The following is a 17,530-nucleotide window of genomic DNA, read 5'->3' as shown; positions in this document are numbered from 1 at the left end:
CCGCGATCGTCTCGATCTGCAGGCCACCCTCGTCCGGCGCGGCGACCGGCTCCGGCCGGCGCTGGTGATTGTAGAGCACCTGGAACAGCGGATTCTGGCTCAGGCTGCGCTGCGGCTGCAGCACCTCCAGCACGCGCTCGAACGGCAGGTCCTGATGCGCCTGGGCCTCGATCGACGTTTCGTGCAGCGCGGTCATGAGGTCGGCGAAGGTGCGCCGGCTGTCGAGCTTCGTCCGCAGCACCTGCGTGTTCACGAGCAGGCCGATCAGCCGCCGGGTCTCCGGCCGGTCGCGGTTGGCGAGCGGCACGCCGACGCAGATGTCCGTCTGGCCGCTGTAGCGATGCAGCACCAGCTTCAGCGCGGCGAGTAGAACGACGAACAGCGTCGTCCGGTGCTGCTGTGCCAGACCGCGCAGGCGATCGCGGAGATCCGCATCGAGCAGGAGCCGCACGGCATCGCCGGCTTGATGCGCCTCCGCCGAGCGGGGCCGGTCGAGCGGCAGCTGCAGCATCGCCGCGTCGCGCAGGCGCTCGGTCCAGTAGTCGAGCTGACGCTCTCCCTCCCCCGCGCCGATCCACATCCTTTGCCAGTTCGCGACATCGCCGCAGTCGATCTCGGGCGCCGGCAACGCCGCAGCATCGCCGCGGACAGCCGCGCGATAGAGCTGCCAGAATTCGTCGGTGAGAACCTGCAACGACCAGCCGTCGGCGATGATGTGGTGCAGCGTCACCGTGAGGATGTGATCCTGCGCGCCGAGCGAAAGCAGCGCGGCCCGCACCAGCGGCCCGTTCTCCAGATCGAACGGCCTCGCCGCTTCGTCTCTCAGCAATCGATGCGCCTCCTGCTCGCGATCATCGCCGTCGATGGCGATCCGGCGCAGCGCCAGCGGCGCCGCTGCCTGCACGATCTGCTCCGGCGCCGCGCCGTCCTGCCGGAACACCGTGCGCAGCGCGGCGTGACGCACGACCAGCGCATCGAGCGCAGCCTTGAGCGCGGCGAGATCGAGCTTGCCGCGCAGACGCAGCGCGACCGGCATGTTGTAGGCCGGGCTCGCCCGATCCATCCGCCACAGGAACCACAGTCTTGCCTGCGCGAACGACAGCGGCGCGCGGTCGAGGCGCTGGCGCGGAATCGGCACGATCGACAGATCGATTCCCTTGGCGGCCAGTTGCGCCAGGAAGGCGCGCTGCTTGTCGGCATCGAGCCGCGCCAGCCGACGGGCGATCTCGCTGAGCTGCTGGGCCTGCAATCCGGATTGATCATTCATGGGTGAACTCGACTTCTTCCAGCAGATCGAACATGGCGGCGATGTCGTCGCTACGCGGGCTCGTCGGCGGGGCCGACGTCAGCGCCGCCGCCATGGACTCGATGGTGGTCAGTTCGAACAGCCGCTTCAGCGGCAGGTCCTGCCCCATGTCGCGCCTGATGCGGCTGACGAGTTGGACCGCGACCAGCGAGTCGCCGCCGAGCTCGAAGAAATTGTCGGTGATGCCGACGTCGGGCCGGCGCAGCAATTCGGCCCAGATCGACGCCAGCGCGGCCTCGATCGGATTTCGCGGCGCGACCCGTTCGCGCGCGGCGAGGCCGGCATCGGCGCGCGGCAGCGCCTTGCGATCGATCTTGCCGTTCGGCGTCAGCGGCAGTTGCGCCAGCACCATCACGCGCGACGGCACCATGTAGTCCGGCAGCTCCGCCGAAAGCGCCGCCCGCAACGCAGCCGCGTCACAGGCCTCGCCCGCGACATAACCGACCAGTTGCTGACCGCCTGCGAGTTCCTGCGCCACGACGACACTGTCGCGCACGCCAGGCTTGGCGCGCAGGCGCGCCTCGATCTCGCCGAGCTCGATCCGATGGCCGCGGATCTTCACCTGATGATCGGCACGGCCGATATAGTCGAGCACGCCGTCATCGCGCCAGCGCGCCAGATCCCCGGTGCGATAGAGCCGCGCACCCGCGACGCCGAACGGATCGGGAATGAACCGCTCCGCGCTGAGCGCCGCCCGATTCCAATAGCCGCGCGCCAAGCCCGCGCTGCCGATGAAGAGCTCGCCTGCAACGCCAATCGGTACGGGATCGAGATTGCGATCGAGCACGTAGAGCGTGGTGTTGCCGATCGGGCGGCCGAGCAGCGGCAACGCAGCGTTCGCATCCAGCCGATACCGCGCCGACCACACCGTCGTCTCGGTCGGCCCATAGAGATTCCAGACCTCATGTCCATGCGCCACCAGCCGGCGCGCGAGATCCGGCGCGAGCGCCTCGCCGCCGCTCAGGATGCGACATTCCGCAGGCAGCCATGTCTCCATCCCACCGTGATCGAGCAGCATGCGCCAGCTCGACGGCGTCGCCTGCATCATGGTGACGCCCTGCGCGGAGACGAGGGCCTGCAGCGCCGCCGGATCGGTCGCCGCGGTACGGTCGGCCAGGATGATCCGCGCGCCTGTCGCCAGCGGCAGCCACAGCTCCAGCACCGCGATGTCGAACGACAGCGAGGTGAGCGCGAGCACGCGATCCGTCGCGGTCATCCCGGGCTGCTCGGCCATGGTCGCGAGGAAGTTCGTCAGCGCGCCATGCCGCACCATCACGCCCTTGGGCTGCCCGGTCGAGCCGGAGGTGTAGATGACGTAAGCCAGGCTCTCGGCGTGAACGGCGACACCGAGATCGCTCGCGTCGCCGGCACCATCGCCGACGGCCGCATCGAGCAGCCAGGCGTCCGCTTCACTCTCGGCCAACACAGGCGCAAACCGGGCCTGCAGCGCCTCCTGCGTCAGCAGCAGGGTCGCACCGCTGTCGGTCAGCATGTGGGCGAGCCGCGCGGCGGGATAGTCCGGATCGAGCGGCAGATAGGCCGCGCCCACCTTGAGCACCGCGAGCAGCGCCACCATCATCGTCACGCCGCGCTCCAGCGCCAGCCCGACCACCGCATCCGTGCCGACGCCGCGCGCCCTGAGCCGCCGCGCCAGCCGGTTCGCCCGTGCGTTCAGTTCGCCGTAACTGATCGTCTCCTCGCCATGGACGAGCGCAATCGCGTCGGGCCTGAGCGCCGCATGGCGCTCGAACTGCCGATGCACGCAGAGCCCATCCGCGCAGCTCAGCGCGGTCGCGTTCCAGTCATTCAGCAGTCGCGCGCGATCGTCGGACGGAACGACGTCCAGCAGGCACATGGGAGTCAGCGGCGCGGTCTCGAGCGCCCGAACCATTTGCTCCAGCGAGGTCTGCATCATCGCGCAGATCCGCTCGGGTGCGACGGCGGCAACGACCTGCGCCGTCAGGCGAAGTCCGTCGCCGTCATCATCCACCGCCAGCATCAGCGGGTAGTTGGTGCGTTCCTCCGCGCCGAGCCACTCGACGCCGTCGAGGGCCTGCGCCGCCGCCTCGCCTTGCCGCGCCTGTCCATTGCTATGGCGATAGTTCAGGATCGCCGAGAACAGCGGCGTCGCCGGCGAGACGCCGCTGCAGCGCTGCGCCATCGCCAGCGAAGCGTGCTCGTGCGCCATCAGCTCGGCCAGCCGGGCATGGGCGATGCGGGCGCTGTCGGCCACGGGCGTGAGGTCGAGGTCGAGCCGCAAGGGCAGCGTGTTGATGAACAGGCCAAGGCTGCGGCCAGTATCGTGCCCCGCCTGCATGCGGCCGAGCAGCACGGTGCCGAACACGACCTGCTCGCGCCCGCTGCTGCGCGCCAGCACCTGCCCCCAGGCGAGATGGCAAAGGCTGGCAAGGCTCACGCCGAGCCGCCGCGCCTGCGCGCGCAGCCGTGCGTCGAGCGCGGCAGGCAGGGCCAGCTTGGCCTCGTTGACGCCCTGTCCGTCGCTGCGCGCCTCGGTCAGGCCGAACGGCGCATTGGGCGCGTCGATATCGCCCAGCATGTCGCGGAAGAACCGTTGCTGCGCATCGTGGCCGGCCGGATCCCGCGTCCGGGCGACGAGATTGCGGAACGGCACCGGTGTCGGCAGCTCGTGACGGCGATCGGCCAGGACGGCCTGCACTTCCTGGTGCATCGCCTGCAAGGTCGAATGGTCGCCAATCAGATGATGCAGCAGGATCAAGACCAGTACGCGATCGGTCTCTCCATCGCGCGCGACGACGAACCGCAGCAACGGCGCCTTCGAGACATCCAGCCGATTCGATCGCGGATCGAAGCGCCGTGCCAGTTCAAGCTGCGCCGGCTCATGGCCCGCGAGCTGAACCTCAGTGACATCGAGCGGCGCGTTGCGCCAGACCACCTGCGCCGGCACGGACAAGCCATCCCAGACGATCGCGGTCCGCAGCACGTCGTGACGCGCGATCACCTCGCGGACGGCGCCGAGATAGCGATCCAATAACTCGCGCCCGGCAAACGCCATCTGTGCGACCAGAACGTAAGGATCGCCCTCGGTCGCCAGCAGATGATGAAACAGGATGCCCTCCTGCAGCGGCGACAGCGCGTAGATGTCCTGGATGTTGGCGATACCGCCCGGCACCTGGCTGACCACCCGGTCGATCTCCGGCTGACTCAGCGTGATCAGCGGCAGCATGTCCGGCGTGATGACAGCCGTCTCTGCCGTGATCAGGTTGGCGGGAATTGTGCTCTCCTCAACCTGCCGCAGGCTCGCTGCAAGATCGCGCAGCACCGGCTTGGCGAAGACGCTCTGCGCGTCCGCCGCCAGCCCGTGACGCTTCAAGCGGTCCAGCAGACGCACGACCAGCAGCGAATGGCCGCCGAGCTCGAAGAAATGATCAGCGCGACCGACGCGTTCGATGCCGAGCAGTTCGCTCCAGATCGCCGCAAGCGTCCGCTCGGTGCCCCCCTGCGGAGGATCGTAGACGCCGCGCGCGATCGCCTGCTCGTCCGGCGCCGGCAGCGCCTGGCGGTCGACCTTGCCATTCGGCGTCAAAGGCAGCGCTTCGAGGCGCACGATCGCCGCGGGCACCATGTAGTCCGGCAGGCAGGACTGCAGCTGTGCCCGCAGTTGCGCCGACCACGCGGCGCCGTCGCTGTCGATCTCCGCCGGCACGACATAAGCCACGAGCCTGAGGTCGTCATGCGCGTCGCGCCGCGCCAGCACGGCGCAATCGCGCACGCCCGCCAAGGCATTCAGGCGGCATTCGATCTCGCCAAGCTCGATGCGGAAGCCGCGGATCTTGACCTGGTGATCGTTGCGGCCGAGGAACTCGATGTTGCCATCCGCCAGATAGCGGCCGAGATCACCGGTCCGGTACATCCGGCCGTTAGATGCAGGATCGAACGGGTCGGCCGCAAAGCGCTGTTCGGAGAGATCGATGCGGTGGAGATAGCCGCGCGCCACCCCTGCCCCGCCGATCCAGATCTCCCCCACCGCGCCGCGCGGCACCGGGAGGCCCTCGGGATCCAGCAGGTAGATGCGTGTGTTGGCGATCGGACGTCCGATCGGAACCACGCTGCCGGCGAACCCATCCGGCCGGCGCCAGGCGGTGGCGCAGACCGTTGCCTCGGTCGGTCCGTAGGCGTTGTAGACGGCGCTCTCTGCCGGCAGAGCTTGGATCAGCTCGGCGCGCGGCAACTCGCCGGCGAGAACGAGCACCTTGAGACCTGCGAGCTGCGCAAGATCGGCGCGCCCCTGAAGCATCGCCGGAGGCAGCGTCGCGTGCGTGATCCCGCGCGCGGACAGATAACGCATCAGCTCCGACGCATCCTGATGCTCGCGCCTTCCAAGCAGGTGCAGCTCGGCGCCGGCGCACAGCGCCATGACGATGTCCCACACGCTGGCGTCGAAGCTGAAGGAGGCAAACTGGACGATCCGGCTGTCCGGACCGGTATCGAACAGAGCGATCTGCGCGCGCGCGAGATTGATCAGGCCGCGGTGCTCGACCATCACGCCTTTCGGACGGCCGGTGGAGCCCGACGTATAGATGACGTAGGCGAGATGCCGCGGTGACAATCGGAGCGCCGCAAGATCCGGCGCACTGTCGGGCCGTTCGGCCCAGGCGGGCGCATCCCGTTGCACGTCGACGACAGGACACGAGACGTCGCCGAGCGTTGCGGCGCTGTCGTCGTCGGCGAGCAGCAGCATCGGTCCGGCATCGGCGACGATATCGCGCAGCCGCTGTGCCGGATAGGCCGGATCCAGCGGCAGATAGGCCGCGCCCGCCTTGAGCACCGCGAGCACGCTGACGATGGCAGCAATGCCGCGCTGCTGGCAGATCGCGACCAGGCGATCCGGCCCCGCCCCCAGCGCCTGCAGGTGATGCGCGAGACGATTGGCTCGGACGTCGAGTTCGCGATAGGTCAGCCGATCCTCGCCGTGGACCAGCGCGACAGCGGATGGGCGCTGTCGAACCTGCTCCGCGATCAGCTCCTGGATGCACTGCCCTGATGCGGCGACGGTTGGCGTCCGGTTCCAGGTGTCCAGGAGTAGCGTGCGCTCCTCTGAGGACAGCAGGTCGATCTGATGGACGGGCGCCTGGATGTCGGCGACCATCGCCCGCAGCGCGGCGACGAGATATCCGGCGTACCGCCGGACGGTCTCGTCCTCGAACAGCGCCGTGGCGTAGTTCAGCTTTCCTACGATATGTCCGCCGCCATCGCTGAGATCGAGTTCGAGATCGAACTTGACTTCGCGCTGCTCGGTCGGGACGCGCTCGACCACGAGGCCAGGCAGCGCGACCGCGCCGGCTGCGTCGCTCTGCCACGCACACACAACCTGAAAAACCGGACTATACTCCGCATGACGGATCGGCTGGAGAGCTTCGACGAGGCGCTCGAACGGCAGATCCTGATGCGCCTGCGCATCCAGAACGGTCTTGCCGACGCGCGCGATCAGTTCGGCCGCGGTCGGCCGATTGGACAGATCGACGCGCAGCGCCAGCATGTTGACGAAGAAGCCGGCGAGCCCCTCGATCTCGGGACGCGCGCGGTTTGCCGTGGGCGATCCGATCACGACCTCAGTTTGACCAGCGAGCCGCGACAGCACGAGCGTCCAGGCCGCAAGCACGACGACATAGGGCGTTGTGCCGAGCGTCAGGCTCGATTTCCGGATGTCTGCGGACACGACGTCATCGAACACGATCGGCACCGCCGCGCCCGCGGTCGACCTCGGCGCGATCCTCGGCCGGTCGGTCGGCAAGGTCAGCACGGACGGCGCATCCCCCAGCACGGCGGTCCAATGCGCGATCTCCTGCTGCAGCCGCTGCGCCGAGAGCGATCGGCGCTGCCAGGCCGCGTAATCCGGATATTGGACGACGAGCGGCGGCAGCGGATCATCTCTCCCGGCCACGAAGGCTCCATACAGGGCCGAGAGTTCGTGCATGAGCACGCCCATCGACCATCCGTCGGAGATGATGTGATGCTGGCTGAGCAGAATGACGTGATCGTCATCCGCCATGCGGATGAGATGACCGCGGATCAGCGGTCCCGTGGCGAAATCGAACGGCGCGCGCGCGCAGACGTTCAAGAGGTCGCGCAGTTGGGTCTCGGGATCGGTGCGCCCACCGAGGTCATGCATCTGCAGCGTCAGACCAGCGTCCGGCGGCAGCAGCACGACATGCGGCTCGCCCTCCTCAGCGGCGAACACCGTCCGCAGCGCCTCATGGCGCGCGAACAACGCATGGAAGCTGCGCTGCAAGGCCGCCACGTCGAGCCGTCCCCGCAGCCGCAGCACGGCGTCGAGATGGTAGTTCGTGCTGCTGCCGTCGAGCTGGGCCACCAGCCACAGCTGTTGCTGCGCGAACGACAGCGGCAGCTTGCCGCCGCGATCGATCGCCGGGATCGTATCGGCGGTCGGGCCCCCGGCCTTGCGGCGGCGTTGCCGCGCCAGCGTTGCGAGATCGCGGAGCGCGTCCGGGTCGAGGTCGCGCAGCATGGGCCGTCCTGATTGTCCGCTCATCACTGCTCCGCCATCATCAGTTCGTCGAGCTCGCCCTCGCCGAATTCCGTCTCGATCAGATGGATCGAGAGGATGCGCGCGAACTCCGCCAGTTCGGGATGAGCAAACAGCTCGGTCAATTGCATCGACGTTCCGAACTCCTGGGACACGCGGCTCAGCAGCCGCACCGCCAGCAGCGAGTGGCCGCCGAGCTGGAAGAAATGATCGCCGCGCCCGACCTGGTCGACACCAAGCAGCTCGGCCCAGATCCGCGCCAGGGTGGTCTCGATCTCGCCGAGCGGCGCGACATAGTCGTGCCGCGCGGCCGCGTCGTGCGACGCCGACGGCAAGGCGTTGCGATCGATCTTTCCATTCGGCGTCAAAGGCAGTTGCGGCAGCACCATCACGCGCGACGGCACCATGTAGTCCGGCAATGACGCGGCAAGCGTCGCACGCAGGCTGGCGCCATCCAGGATCTCGTCACCGCTGACATAGGCGAGCAGCTGCTGGCTCCCGCCGATGTCCCGGGCGACGACGACACTGTCGCGCACCCCTCGCTCCGCGCGCAGACGCGCTTCGATCTCGCCGAGCTCGATCCGATGGCCGCGGATCTTCACCTGATGATCGACGCGGCCGACATAATCGAGCACGCCATCCTCCCGCCAGCGCACCAGGTCGCCGGTTCGATAGAGCCGCGCGCCGGTCGCGCTGAACGGATCGGGAATGAAGCGCTCCGCGCTGAGCGCCGCGCGCTTCCAATAGCCGCGTGCGAGGCCAGCGCCGCCAATGAAGAGTTCGCCCGCCACGCCGGGAGGCGCGAGATTGAGATTGCCGTCGAGCACATGCAGCGTCGTGTGGCCGATCGGACGGCCCAGCACTGGCGAGGAATCGTTCGCCGTCAGCCGATGCCGCGCCGACCACACCGTGGTCTCGGTCGGCCCATAGAGGTTCCAGACCTCATGGCTCAGGTCGAGCAGGCGCTGCGCCAGGTCAGGCGCAAGCGCCTCGCCGCCGCTGAGCACGCGGCATCCTTGCGGCAGCCACGCGTCGCTCCCTTCATAGTCCAGCAGCATGCGCCAGCTCGATGGCGTCGCCTGGATCAGTGTCACGCCATGCTTCACCGCGATCGCCTTCAACGCCGCCGGATCATGCGCGGCGGCACGGTCGGCGAGCACGATCCGCGCGCCCTTCGTCAGCGGCAGCCACAGCTCCAGCACCGCGATGTCGAACGACAGCGACGTCAACGCGAGCACGCGGTCATCCTGGACGAGGCCTGGCTGCTCCGCCATGGTCGCCAGGAAGTTCGTCACCGCCCCGTGCCGGACCATGACGCCCTTGGGCAGGCCGGTGGAGCCCGAGGTGTAGATGATGTAAGCAAGGGTCTCGGGATGGATGCGGATGTCGAGGTTGGTCCTGTCTTCAGCCGCATCGAGGCGGTCGAGCAGCCAGGCCTCGGCATCGCTGTCGGCCAGCGCCAGCGCGAAGCGGTCCCGCAGTCTCTCCTCGGTCAGCAGCAGCTTCGCGCCGCTGTCGCGCATCATGTGCGCAAGGCGTTCGGACGGATAGTCCGGATCGAGCGGCAAATAGGCGGCGCCAGCCTTCAGCACCGCGAGCAACGCGACGACCATGTCGACGTTGCGATCGAGCGCGATGCCGATCACCTGATCCGAACCGCTGATGCTTGCGCTGAGGCGGCGCGCCAGCGCATTGGCGCGCGCGTTCAGCTCGCGATAGCTGATCCGGCGTTCGCCGCTGACGATCGCGATCGCTCGCGGCCTCCGTCTGGCCTGCGCCTCGATCTGCGCGACGATGCCGAGGGACTGCGGCGATTCCGGCTCCGACGTCGCGCTGGCGACCAGTCCGCCCCAGCGCAACAGCCGGTCGGCGAAATTGCCGGTGAGCGCCTGAAGACGTCCCGTCGCACGGTGCGCATCGTCCGAAAGCATCGCGAGACCGTCTCGGAGCGCCGCGCCGATCCGCTGCACCGCTGTCTCGTCGAGCTGCGCCGGGTCATAATTGAGATCGAGCCGCAGGCCATCCGGACTCTCGAAGACGGCCACCGCGATCGCGTAGTTGGTCGGGGTGACGTGCTCGACCCGTCCGATGGTTGGTCCGCCGTCCTTTCGATCCGCCAGGCCGCGATCGATCGGATAGTTCTCGAACACCATCAGGCTGTCGAACAGCGGCTGACCGCCCTGGCCGGCGAGACGCTGGATCTCGTGCAGCGGCATCCACTCATAGTCGCGTGCCGCGATGTTCTGCGCCTGCAGGCCGCGCAGCCAGTCGCCGACGGCGGCCTGTGGATGCGCACGATCGACCAGCGGCAGCGTATTGATGAAGAGACCGACGACGTCTTCCGCCCCGGCCAAGTCGGCCGGACGCCCGGCGACGGTGACGCCGAAGCAGACGGCGTCCTGTCCGGTGTACTGGCGCAGCAGCTGCACCCAGGCGCCTTGCAGCAGCGTATTCATGGTGATCCGCTGCCGTGTCGCGAACCGCCGCAGATGTGCGGTGAGATCGCCGTCGATCAGCAAGGTGAGCCGGCCAGGTCCCGTTGCGGCCGAACGCGGGGCGCGGCCGCGCAACGCGTCGGCAAGCAGCGTCGGCTGTTCAAAAGCGCGCAGGCTGTCGCGCCAGAACTCGCTCGCGGCGGCGGGGTCGCGCGATTGCAGCCAGGCGATGTAGTCACGGTACCGCCCCTGCATGGTTGCAACGACCGTTCCGCCGACCTGCCGCAGCACCTCGGTGAGCAGTCGCGCCGAGCTCCAGCCATCCAGCACGATGTGATGATGTGTCCAGATCAGCCAGACACGGTCATCCCCGAGCCGGATCAACCTGAGACGCTGCAGCGGCGGCCGGCCGATTTCGAAGCCGCGCCCGCGCTCGGCGCGCGCCGCATCGGCGAGTGCGTCGTCGAGGTCCGCATCGTTCGCGCGGCCGCGCCAATCGTCTTCGACCACGGGCATGTCGAGCTGGCGATAGACGACCTGCTGAGCCGGTCCCGGCAGGTCCTGCCAGAGGAATCCCGTTCGCAGCACCGCATGCCGCAGGCTGGCCGACTGCCATGCCGCACACAGTTGCGCCGATGTGACGCCGCGCAGCTCGACGGCGAGCTGGTTGACATAGACGTCGGCCTTGCCGTCGCGGAGCGCATGGAACAGCATGCCCTGCTGCATCGGGGAGAGCGGATAGATGTCTTCGATCTCGCGCGCATCGATCGTCGTACAGATCCGGTCGAGCGTCGCCTGATCGAGCCCCGACAGCGGGACGTCCGACGGCGTGAGGCCGGCCGCGCCGCTGAGGCAATGATCGACCACGTTGTCCAGCGCGGCCCGGTAGAGCTCGGCGAGCCGCTGCACGCTGGCGCGGCGATAGCGCCGCTGGCCGTAGCGAAAGCCAAGCCGCAACTGCCCGTCGCGGACATCGCCATTGATGGTCAGCCAGGCCCGCAGCGGCGTATCGGCGGCCCGCATCGGTCCGGGATGCTCCGGCGCGATCCGGTAAGGCGCGCCTTCGCCGGACAGGCCCTCGAAGCGCCCGAGATAGTTGAACACGATGCGCGGCGCCGGGAGTTGCGCAAGCGCCTCGCGATGCTTGGGTGAACCGAGCTGGCGCAGGACCCCGTAGCCGAGACCACGACCCGGCACCGCTCGCAACATCTCCTTGACGCCTTGGATGAGCGGACCAGCCTCCGCGCTGCCGCCGCGCAGCCGGACCGGAAATGCGGTCGTGAACCAGCCCACGCTCCGCGTCAGGTCGACATCGGCAAAGAGGTCCTCGCGGCCGTGACCTTCGAGCTCGATCGTCACATCGTCCCGACCGCTCCACGACCAGATCGCGCGCGCCAGAGCGGCGAGCAAGAGATCGTTCACCTGGGTGCGATAGGCCGCCGGCGCGGTATCGAGAAGCCGCGTCGTCAGCTCGGCATCGATGCTGAGCACCACCTCTTCGGCCTCGCCTTCGAGATCGGCGGCGCCATGGTCCGCGTCGCACGGCAGATCGCTGCCGCCTGACGATGCGAGCCAGAACGGCAGCTCCGCCGCCATCTCGTCGGAGGCCGCATGCGCACGCAAACGCTCGGCCCAGAGCCACGGCGACGTGCTCGAGGCCGACAGGCTGGCGACAGCGGCGCCGCCGGCCAGTTGCGCGCAGGCCGACGCAATGTCGTCCAGCAGGATTCGCCATGACACGCCATCCACGGCGAGGTGATGGATCGCGATCAGTAGACGCTGGCTGCCGTCGGCGAGGTCGAAGCCGACCGCGCGCAACAATTCGCCCTTCTCCAGCGACAGGCTCGCCTGCGCGTCCGAAGCGACCGCTGCGATGTCATCGGGACCAACGCCGCTGCGACGCCAGAGCAGATCGGACGCCGGCTGCTCGGCTGGCGCCGCGCGCCATTCACCGTCGCTGCGGCGATAGGACACCCGCAGCGCCTCGTGCTGCATAACGACGGCCGTGAGCGCACGCTCCAGCACATCCCATCCGATCCGATCGCGCGGGATGAGCAGCACGGCCTGATTGAAGTGATCGCGGTTCGGGATGGCGTCGGCGAAGAACCGCAATTGGATCGGCAGCAGCTCCGCAGAGAGGGCGTTCGACCCGCTGCGGGCTGCTGCCGGCGGTGTCCTGGACGGTGCGGAGGTGGTCACGACCACACCGGCCAGGGCCGCTATCGTCTGCTGCGCGAACATCTGCTTCGGCGTCAGCACCAGCCCGCGCCGGCGCAGCCGCGCGATGATCTGCAGGCTGAGAATGGAGTCGCCGCCGAGCTCGAAGAAATTGTCGTCGCGGCCGATGCTCTCGCGGCCGAGCACCTCCTGCCAGACCGCGGCGATCGCCTGCTCGACCTCGCCGATGGGCGCTGCATGGGACACGGCCGGTGTCTCGTCGGGCCGAGGCAGGGCCGCGCGGTCGAGCTTGCCGTTGGCGGTGAGCGGCAGGCGCTCGAGCAGCACGATGCGCGACGGCACCATGTAGTCCGGCAGCATCACTGCAAGCCGCTGCCGCAACGCCTCCGGCTGCAGCGGCGCTGCGGCCGGCACGCAATAGGCCACGAGCTCCAGACGGTCCTGCCCTTCGTCGATCGCGCGTGCGACCACCGCGGCGTCGGCGACGCCGTCGAGTCTCGCCAGCGTCCGCGCGATCTCGGCCGGCTCGACGCGATAGCCACGCAGCTTCACCTGGTCGTCGCGGCGGCCGAGGAACACGATGCGGCCCGCCTGATCGCAGCGCACGCGGTCGCCGGTGCGATAGAGACGCTCGCCCGGCGCGCCGAACGGATCCGGAATGAAGCGCTCCGCCGTCTGCCCCGGCGCCGCGCGATAGCCGCGGGCAAGACCCGCGCCGCCGATGAACAACTCGCCCGCGACGCCGGCCGGCACCACGTCCAACGCATCATCCAGGATGACGGCACGCAGGTTGGCGAGCGGCAGCCCGACGGGAACGATCCCGCCGAGATCGCCGTCGGTCCAGGCGTGGGTCGTGACGCCCACGGTCGTCTCGGTCGGACCATAATGGTTGACGATCCGGCACCGCGGCCGCAGCCGGCGGATGTCGGCGATCAGGCCGGGATCGGCGGCTTCGCCGCCGAGGATCAGCACGTCGCGCGGCAGCATGTCGGCCGACGCCCGGGCCTGCAGCAGGCCGCGCAGATGGCTCGGCACGATCTTGAGCACGTCGACGCCGCGCATGCCCTCGGCGAAGGCGTCCGCGTCGAAGGCGGCGTCGGGGGCGAGCAGGTTCAGCGTCGCGCCGCTGGCGAGCGCGCCGAACAGCACGGTGTGGCCGAGATCGGCGGCGACGGTCGAGACCATCGCCATGCACGCGTCTGCCTTCAATTGCAGCCGCGACAGCAGCGCCTGGACGTAGTTCGCGAGCGCGCCGTGGCTGACCGCGACGCCCTTTGGCGCGCCGGTCGAGCCCGAAGTGTAGATGATGTAGGCGGTCTGGGCCGGATGCGGCCGTCGCGCGACGAACGTCGCGCCGGGACCGGCGCTGCTGCCCGCGTCGAGCACGCGGCAATCCAATGCGGCAGCGGCCGCGAGACGGTCGCCTGTAGCCACCAGCGTTTCGATGCCGCCATCACGCAGGATCCGCTGCACGCGCTCGCTGGGCCAGGCCGGATCGAGCGGCACATAGGCGCCGCCGGCCTTGAGCACGCCGAGCAGCGCCGCGACGAAGGCCGGCGAGCGCTCGATCCACAGTGCGACCGGCGTCTCCGGCCCCACTCCGGCCTGCGCCAATGTCGAGGCGATCCGGTCCGACCAGCGCGCGAGCTCGGCGGCCGTGACCGCGACCGCATTCTGACGCAGCGCGATCCGGTCGCCGCGACCGGCGAACGCGGCGTCGTACAGGTCGAGAATATCCGTGGCCGGAAAGCGCGCTTCCTCCTGCGCGACCGCCTGCACATTCTCCGGCGCGATGGAGAAATCGCGCAGCCGCGAGTCGGTACGGGATGCGATCTGCCGCAGGAGATCGACGAGCTGGTGGCCGATGCGCGCGACGGTCGGCGCGTCGAACAGGTCCGTGGCATAGTTGAGGCTGGCGGTCATGCCCTCGGCGCCATCGACGATGTCGAGCGCGAGATCGAAATGCGAGCCGGCGAGATCGATGATCCCGGCCTCGCCGCGCAGACCGTCCGTGGTTGCGAAGCCGCGCGGCGCGGTCATGTAGTTGAACTTGACCTGGAACAGCGGATTGTACGCCCCCGAGCGGGCCGGCCTGAGCGCGTCGACCAGGCGATCGAACGGCAGGTCCTGATGCGCAAGCGCGGAGATGACCTCTTCCCTCGCCTGCGCCAGCAGGTCGGCGAAGCGCATATCGCCGGTCACATCGGCGCGCAGCACCAGCGTGTTGACGAAGCAGCCGATCAGCGAGGCGAGCTCGGCCTGCCGCCGCCCGGCCACGGGCACGCCGATGCGCAGGTCGGACTGGCCGGAATACCGGAACAGCAGCAACTGATAGGACGCGAGAAGCAGCATGAACATGCTGACGCGCTGTTGTCCCGCGATCGTGCGCAGCCTTGCGGCGAGCGCCGCGTCGATCTCGACATGAAGCGTCTCGCCGCGATAGCTCTGCACCGCCGGACGCGGCCGGTCGAGCGGCAGCGCGAGCGGCTCATGCGTCTCGCCGAGCCGTCCGCGCCAGTAAGCGAGCTGCTGCTCGGCCCCGGGACCCGCCAGCCACGCGCGCTGCCCGGCCGCAACATCGGCATATTGGATGGCGTTCGGCGGCGGCATGCCTGCCCCGTCACGCAGCCGCTGATAGGACGCGGCGATTTCGCCGAGCAGCACGTCGAGCGACAGGCCGTCGGCGACGATGTGATGCGCCGTGAGCAGGAGCTCGTGGCGATCATCCGCGAGCTGGATCAGCACGGCGCGCAGCAAGGGGCCGTTGACCAGATCGAACGGCTGCGCCAGTTCGTCGCGCACGCGCGCCGCCGCCTGCTGCGCGCGCTCGCCCTTCGGACGGCGCCGCAGATCCTCGATGGCAACGGCGATGTCCGCCGTCGGATGGATCACCTGCCGTGCGCGGCCGTCCGCGGCCACGAAGGTCGTGCGCAGCGGCTCGTGGCGGGCGACGATCCCGGCCAGCGCCTGCACCAGCAGCGCCTGATCGAGCGGTCCGTCGAGCTTGACGACACTGGCGATGGTGTAGGCGGTGCTCGCCGGGTCCATGCTCCACAGGAACCACAGCCGCTCCTGGGCCGGCGACAGCAGCGCGCGCTCGCCGGCGGGCGCCGGCTGCAACGGCGGCCACGACGCGGCGCCCTGCTGCGCGGCGTCGATGCGGGCTGCGAGCGCCGCGAGCGTCGGCGCCTCGAAGAAGCTGCGCAGATCGAGCTCCACCGCGAAGCCATCGCGCACCGCCGCCGCGATCTGCGCGGCCGCAATGGAGTTGCCGCCGAGCATGAAGAAATCGGCATCGCGGCCGATCGTCGTCGCCTGCAGCGCATCCTGCCAGATCGTGGCGAGGCGGCGCTCGGTCTCGGTTGTGAGCCCGGCGTCAGCGCGGACAGCCGCGTCGCGACTGCGCTCATACACCATGAAACTGTCCAGCGTGCCCTGCTCCCATCCGGCGCGGCAGGCCGAGCGCTGCAGCTTGCCGCTCGTCGTCAGCGGCATGGCTTGCGGATTGAGCAGCACGACGACGGCCGGAAACTCCTGCGCCTGCCCCATGACCGCATCGCCGATCGCCTTGATCAGCGCGCCCACAGGCGCCCGGCGCGACACGGCCCGGCCGAACTCGGCGGCGATGCCGATGCCTTCGCGGCCGTCGATCACGACCGGGAAGGCCGCCACGCGTCCCCTGCGGACCGACGCGACCTCGGTCTCGACCGCCTGCTCGATATCGAACGGATAGATGTTCTGGCCGCGTACGATCAGCAGGTCCTTGAGCCGGCCGGTGACGATGAGCACGCCGTCACGCATGAAGCCGAGATCGCCGGTGCGCAGCCAGCGCGCGCCGTCGCGCTCCACGAAGGTCTGCCGCGTCGCCTCCGGGTTGTTCCAATAGCCCTGCGCGACGCTCGGTCCCGCGACCCAGATCTCGCCGATCTCATCGGCATCGGCCGCGGCCGCGCCGTCCGTCCGCATGATGCGCACGGCATGGCCATCGGGCACGGTGCCGCACGCCATCAGGTCGGTGCCATCGTCCGCGTTCGCCGCGCGGCCGGCGGCGAGCGCCGCGGAATCGAGCGTGACGGCCACCGCCTCGCTCGCGCGATCGGCCGCCGTCACCAGCAAGGTCGCCTCGGCCAGTCCGTAGCACGGCGTCAGCACGCGCGGATCGAGACCCGCCGGCTTGAACCGCGCGGCAAACCGCTCGAGCGTCGTGCGGCGCACGAATTCCGACCCGGAAAACGCCAGCCGCCACCGGCTGAGATCGAGCCGCGCGATGGCTTCATCCGACACCCTGTCGGCGCACAGCGCGAACGCGAAGTCCGGGCCGCCGCTGCAGGTGCCGCCATGGCGATGAATGGCCTCGAGCCAGCGCCGCGGCTGTTCGAGGAAGTTGCGCGGCGTCATCAGCACCGTCGTGTAGCCGGTGAACAGCGGATTCAGCAGCCCGCCCATCAGCCCCATGTCGTGATAGAGCGGCAGCCAGCTGACGAACACGTCGTCGCCATGGCCCTCGAGCACCGCCTCCATCGCGATCTCGTTGGCGACGAGATTTCCGTGCGTGACGCAGACGCCCTTCGGCTGCGACGTCGAGCCCGACGTGTACTGGAGAAACGCGATCGCATCCGCCATCAGCTCGGTCTCGCGCCAGGACGCGGCGGCGTCGACCGCGACCTCGTCCACCGCCAGGATGTGAGCTCCCGTCTCTCCGAACGCCGCCGTGATGCCGTCGCGCAGCCGCGCCTGGGTCAGGATGAGACGCGGCGCCGAATCGTGCAGGATACCGTCGAGCCGGCTGGCGTAGCGCGCCTTGCCCGTCTCCGGCGGATAGGCCGGCACCGCGATCACGCCCGCATAGAGACAGGCATAGAACGCAACAGCATAGTCCGCTCCGTTGGGCAGCAGGATCAGCGCGCGCTCGCCTGTTCCGGCGAGATCCTGCAGATGCGCAGCCAGCGCGCGGATGCGGCGGTCCAGCGCGGCGAAGCTCAGCTCGTCGACGACCTCGTCGCCTTCGATGTAGCGGACCGCCGGATGATCGGCACGCAGATCGGCATGCTGGCGGAGTCGGTCGACGAGGTTTCGTGTCGGCAT

General features: G+C 69.2%; 3 protein-coding genes (1 of these 3 cut by a window edge). All 3 read right to left on the bottom strand.

All coding sequences use genetic code 11. The features are described 5' to 3' along the window. Tightly spaced (each overlapping or abutting the next), the 3 genes in view from ACQR1Y_RS12840 to ACQR1Y_RS12830 form a layout consistent with a single transcriptional unit that may run on beyond the window. A protein-coding gene (locus tag ACQR1Y_RS12840) for a non-ribosomal peptide synthase/polyketide synthase (RefSeq protein WP_434876688.1) crosses the window boundary here: on the bottom strand, positions 1 to 1,267 show its beginning. 15,128 nt of this gene lie to the left of the window's left edge; only the first 1,267 of its 16,395 coding nucleotides appear in the window; its start codon is at positions 1,265 to 1,267; the stop codon falls past the left edge of the window. Further along, a complete protein-coding gene (locus ACQR1Y_RS12835) occupies positions 1,260 to 7,838 on the bottom strand; it encodes an amino acid adenylation domain-containing protein (RefSeq protein WP_434876687.1) in 6,579 nt (2,192 codons plus the stop codon). Before ACQR1Y_RS12835 ends, ACQR1Y_RS12840 begins: the two co-directional genes overlap by 8 nt. Beyond that, positions 7,838 to 17,530 carry an amino acid adenylation domain-containing protein gene (locus tag ACQR1Y_RS12830; protein ID WP_434876902.1) on the bottom strand — a complete coding sequence of 3,231 codons (9,693 nt, stop codon included), beginning with the start codon at positions 17,528 to 17,530 and terminating at the stop codon, positions 7,838 to 7,840. Before ACQR1Y_RS12830 ends, ACQR1Y_RS12835 begins: the two co-directional genes overlap by 1 nt.

Origin of the sequence: Bradyrhizobium sp. HKCCYLRH3099, from assembly GCF_051167855.1 — a bacterium.
Classification (GTDB): domain Bacteria; phylum Pseudomonadota; class Alphaproteobacteria; order Rhizobiales; family Xanthobacteraceae; genus Bradyrhizobium.
The sequence above is the reverse complement of the archived record's forward strand: the minus strand, read 5'-3'. Positions and strand labels throughout refer to the sequence as shown.

What these genes read in the sequence shown, in the direction of transcription:
- ACQR1Y_RS12835 (WP_434876687.1), bottom strand. Translation starts at nt 7,838, where the DNA reads ATGAGCGGACAATCAGGACGGCCCATGCTGCGCGACCTCGACCCGGAC.
- ACQR1Y_RS12830 (WP_434876902.1), bottom strand. Translation starts at nt 17,530, where the DNA reads ATGCCGACACGAAACCTCGTCGACCGACTCCGCCAGCATGCCGATCTG.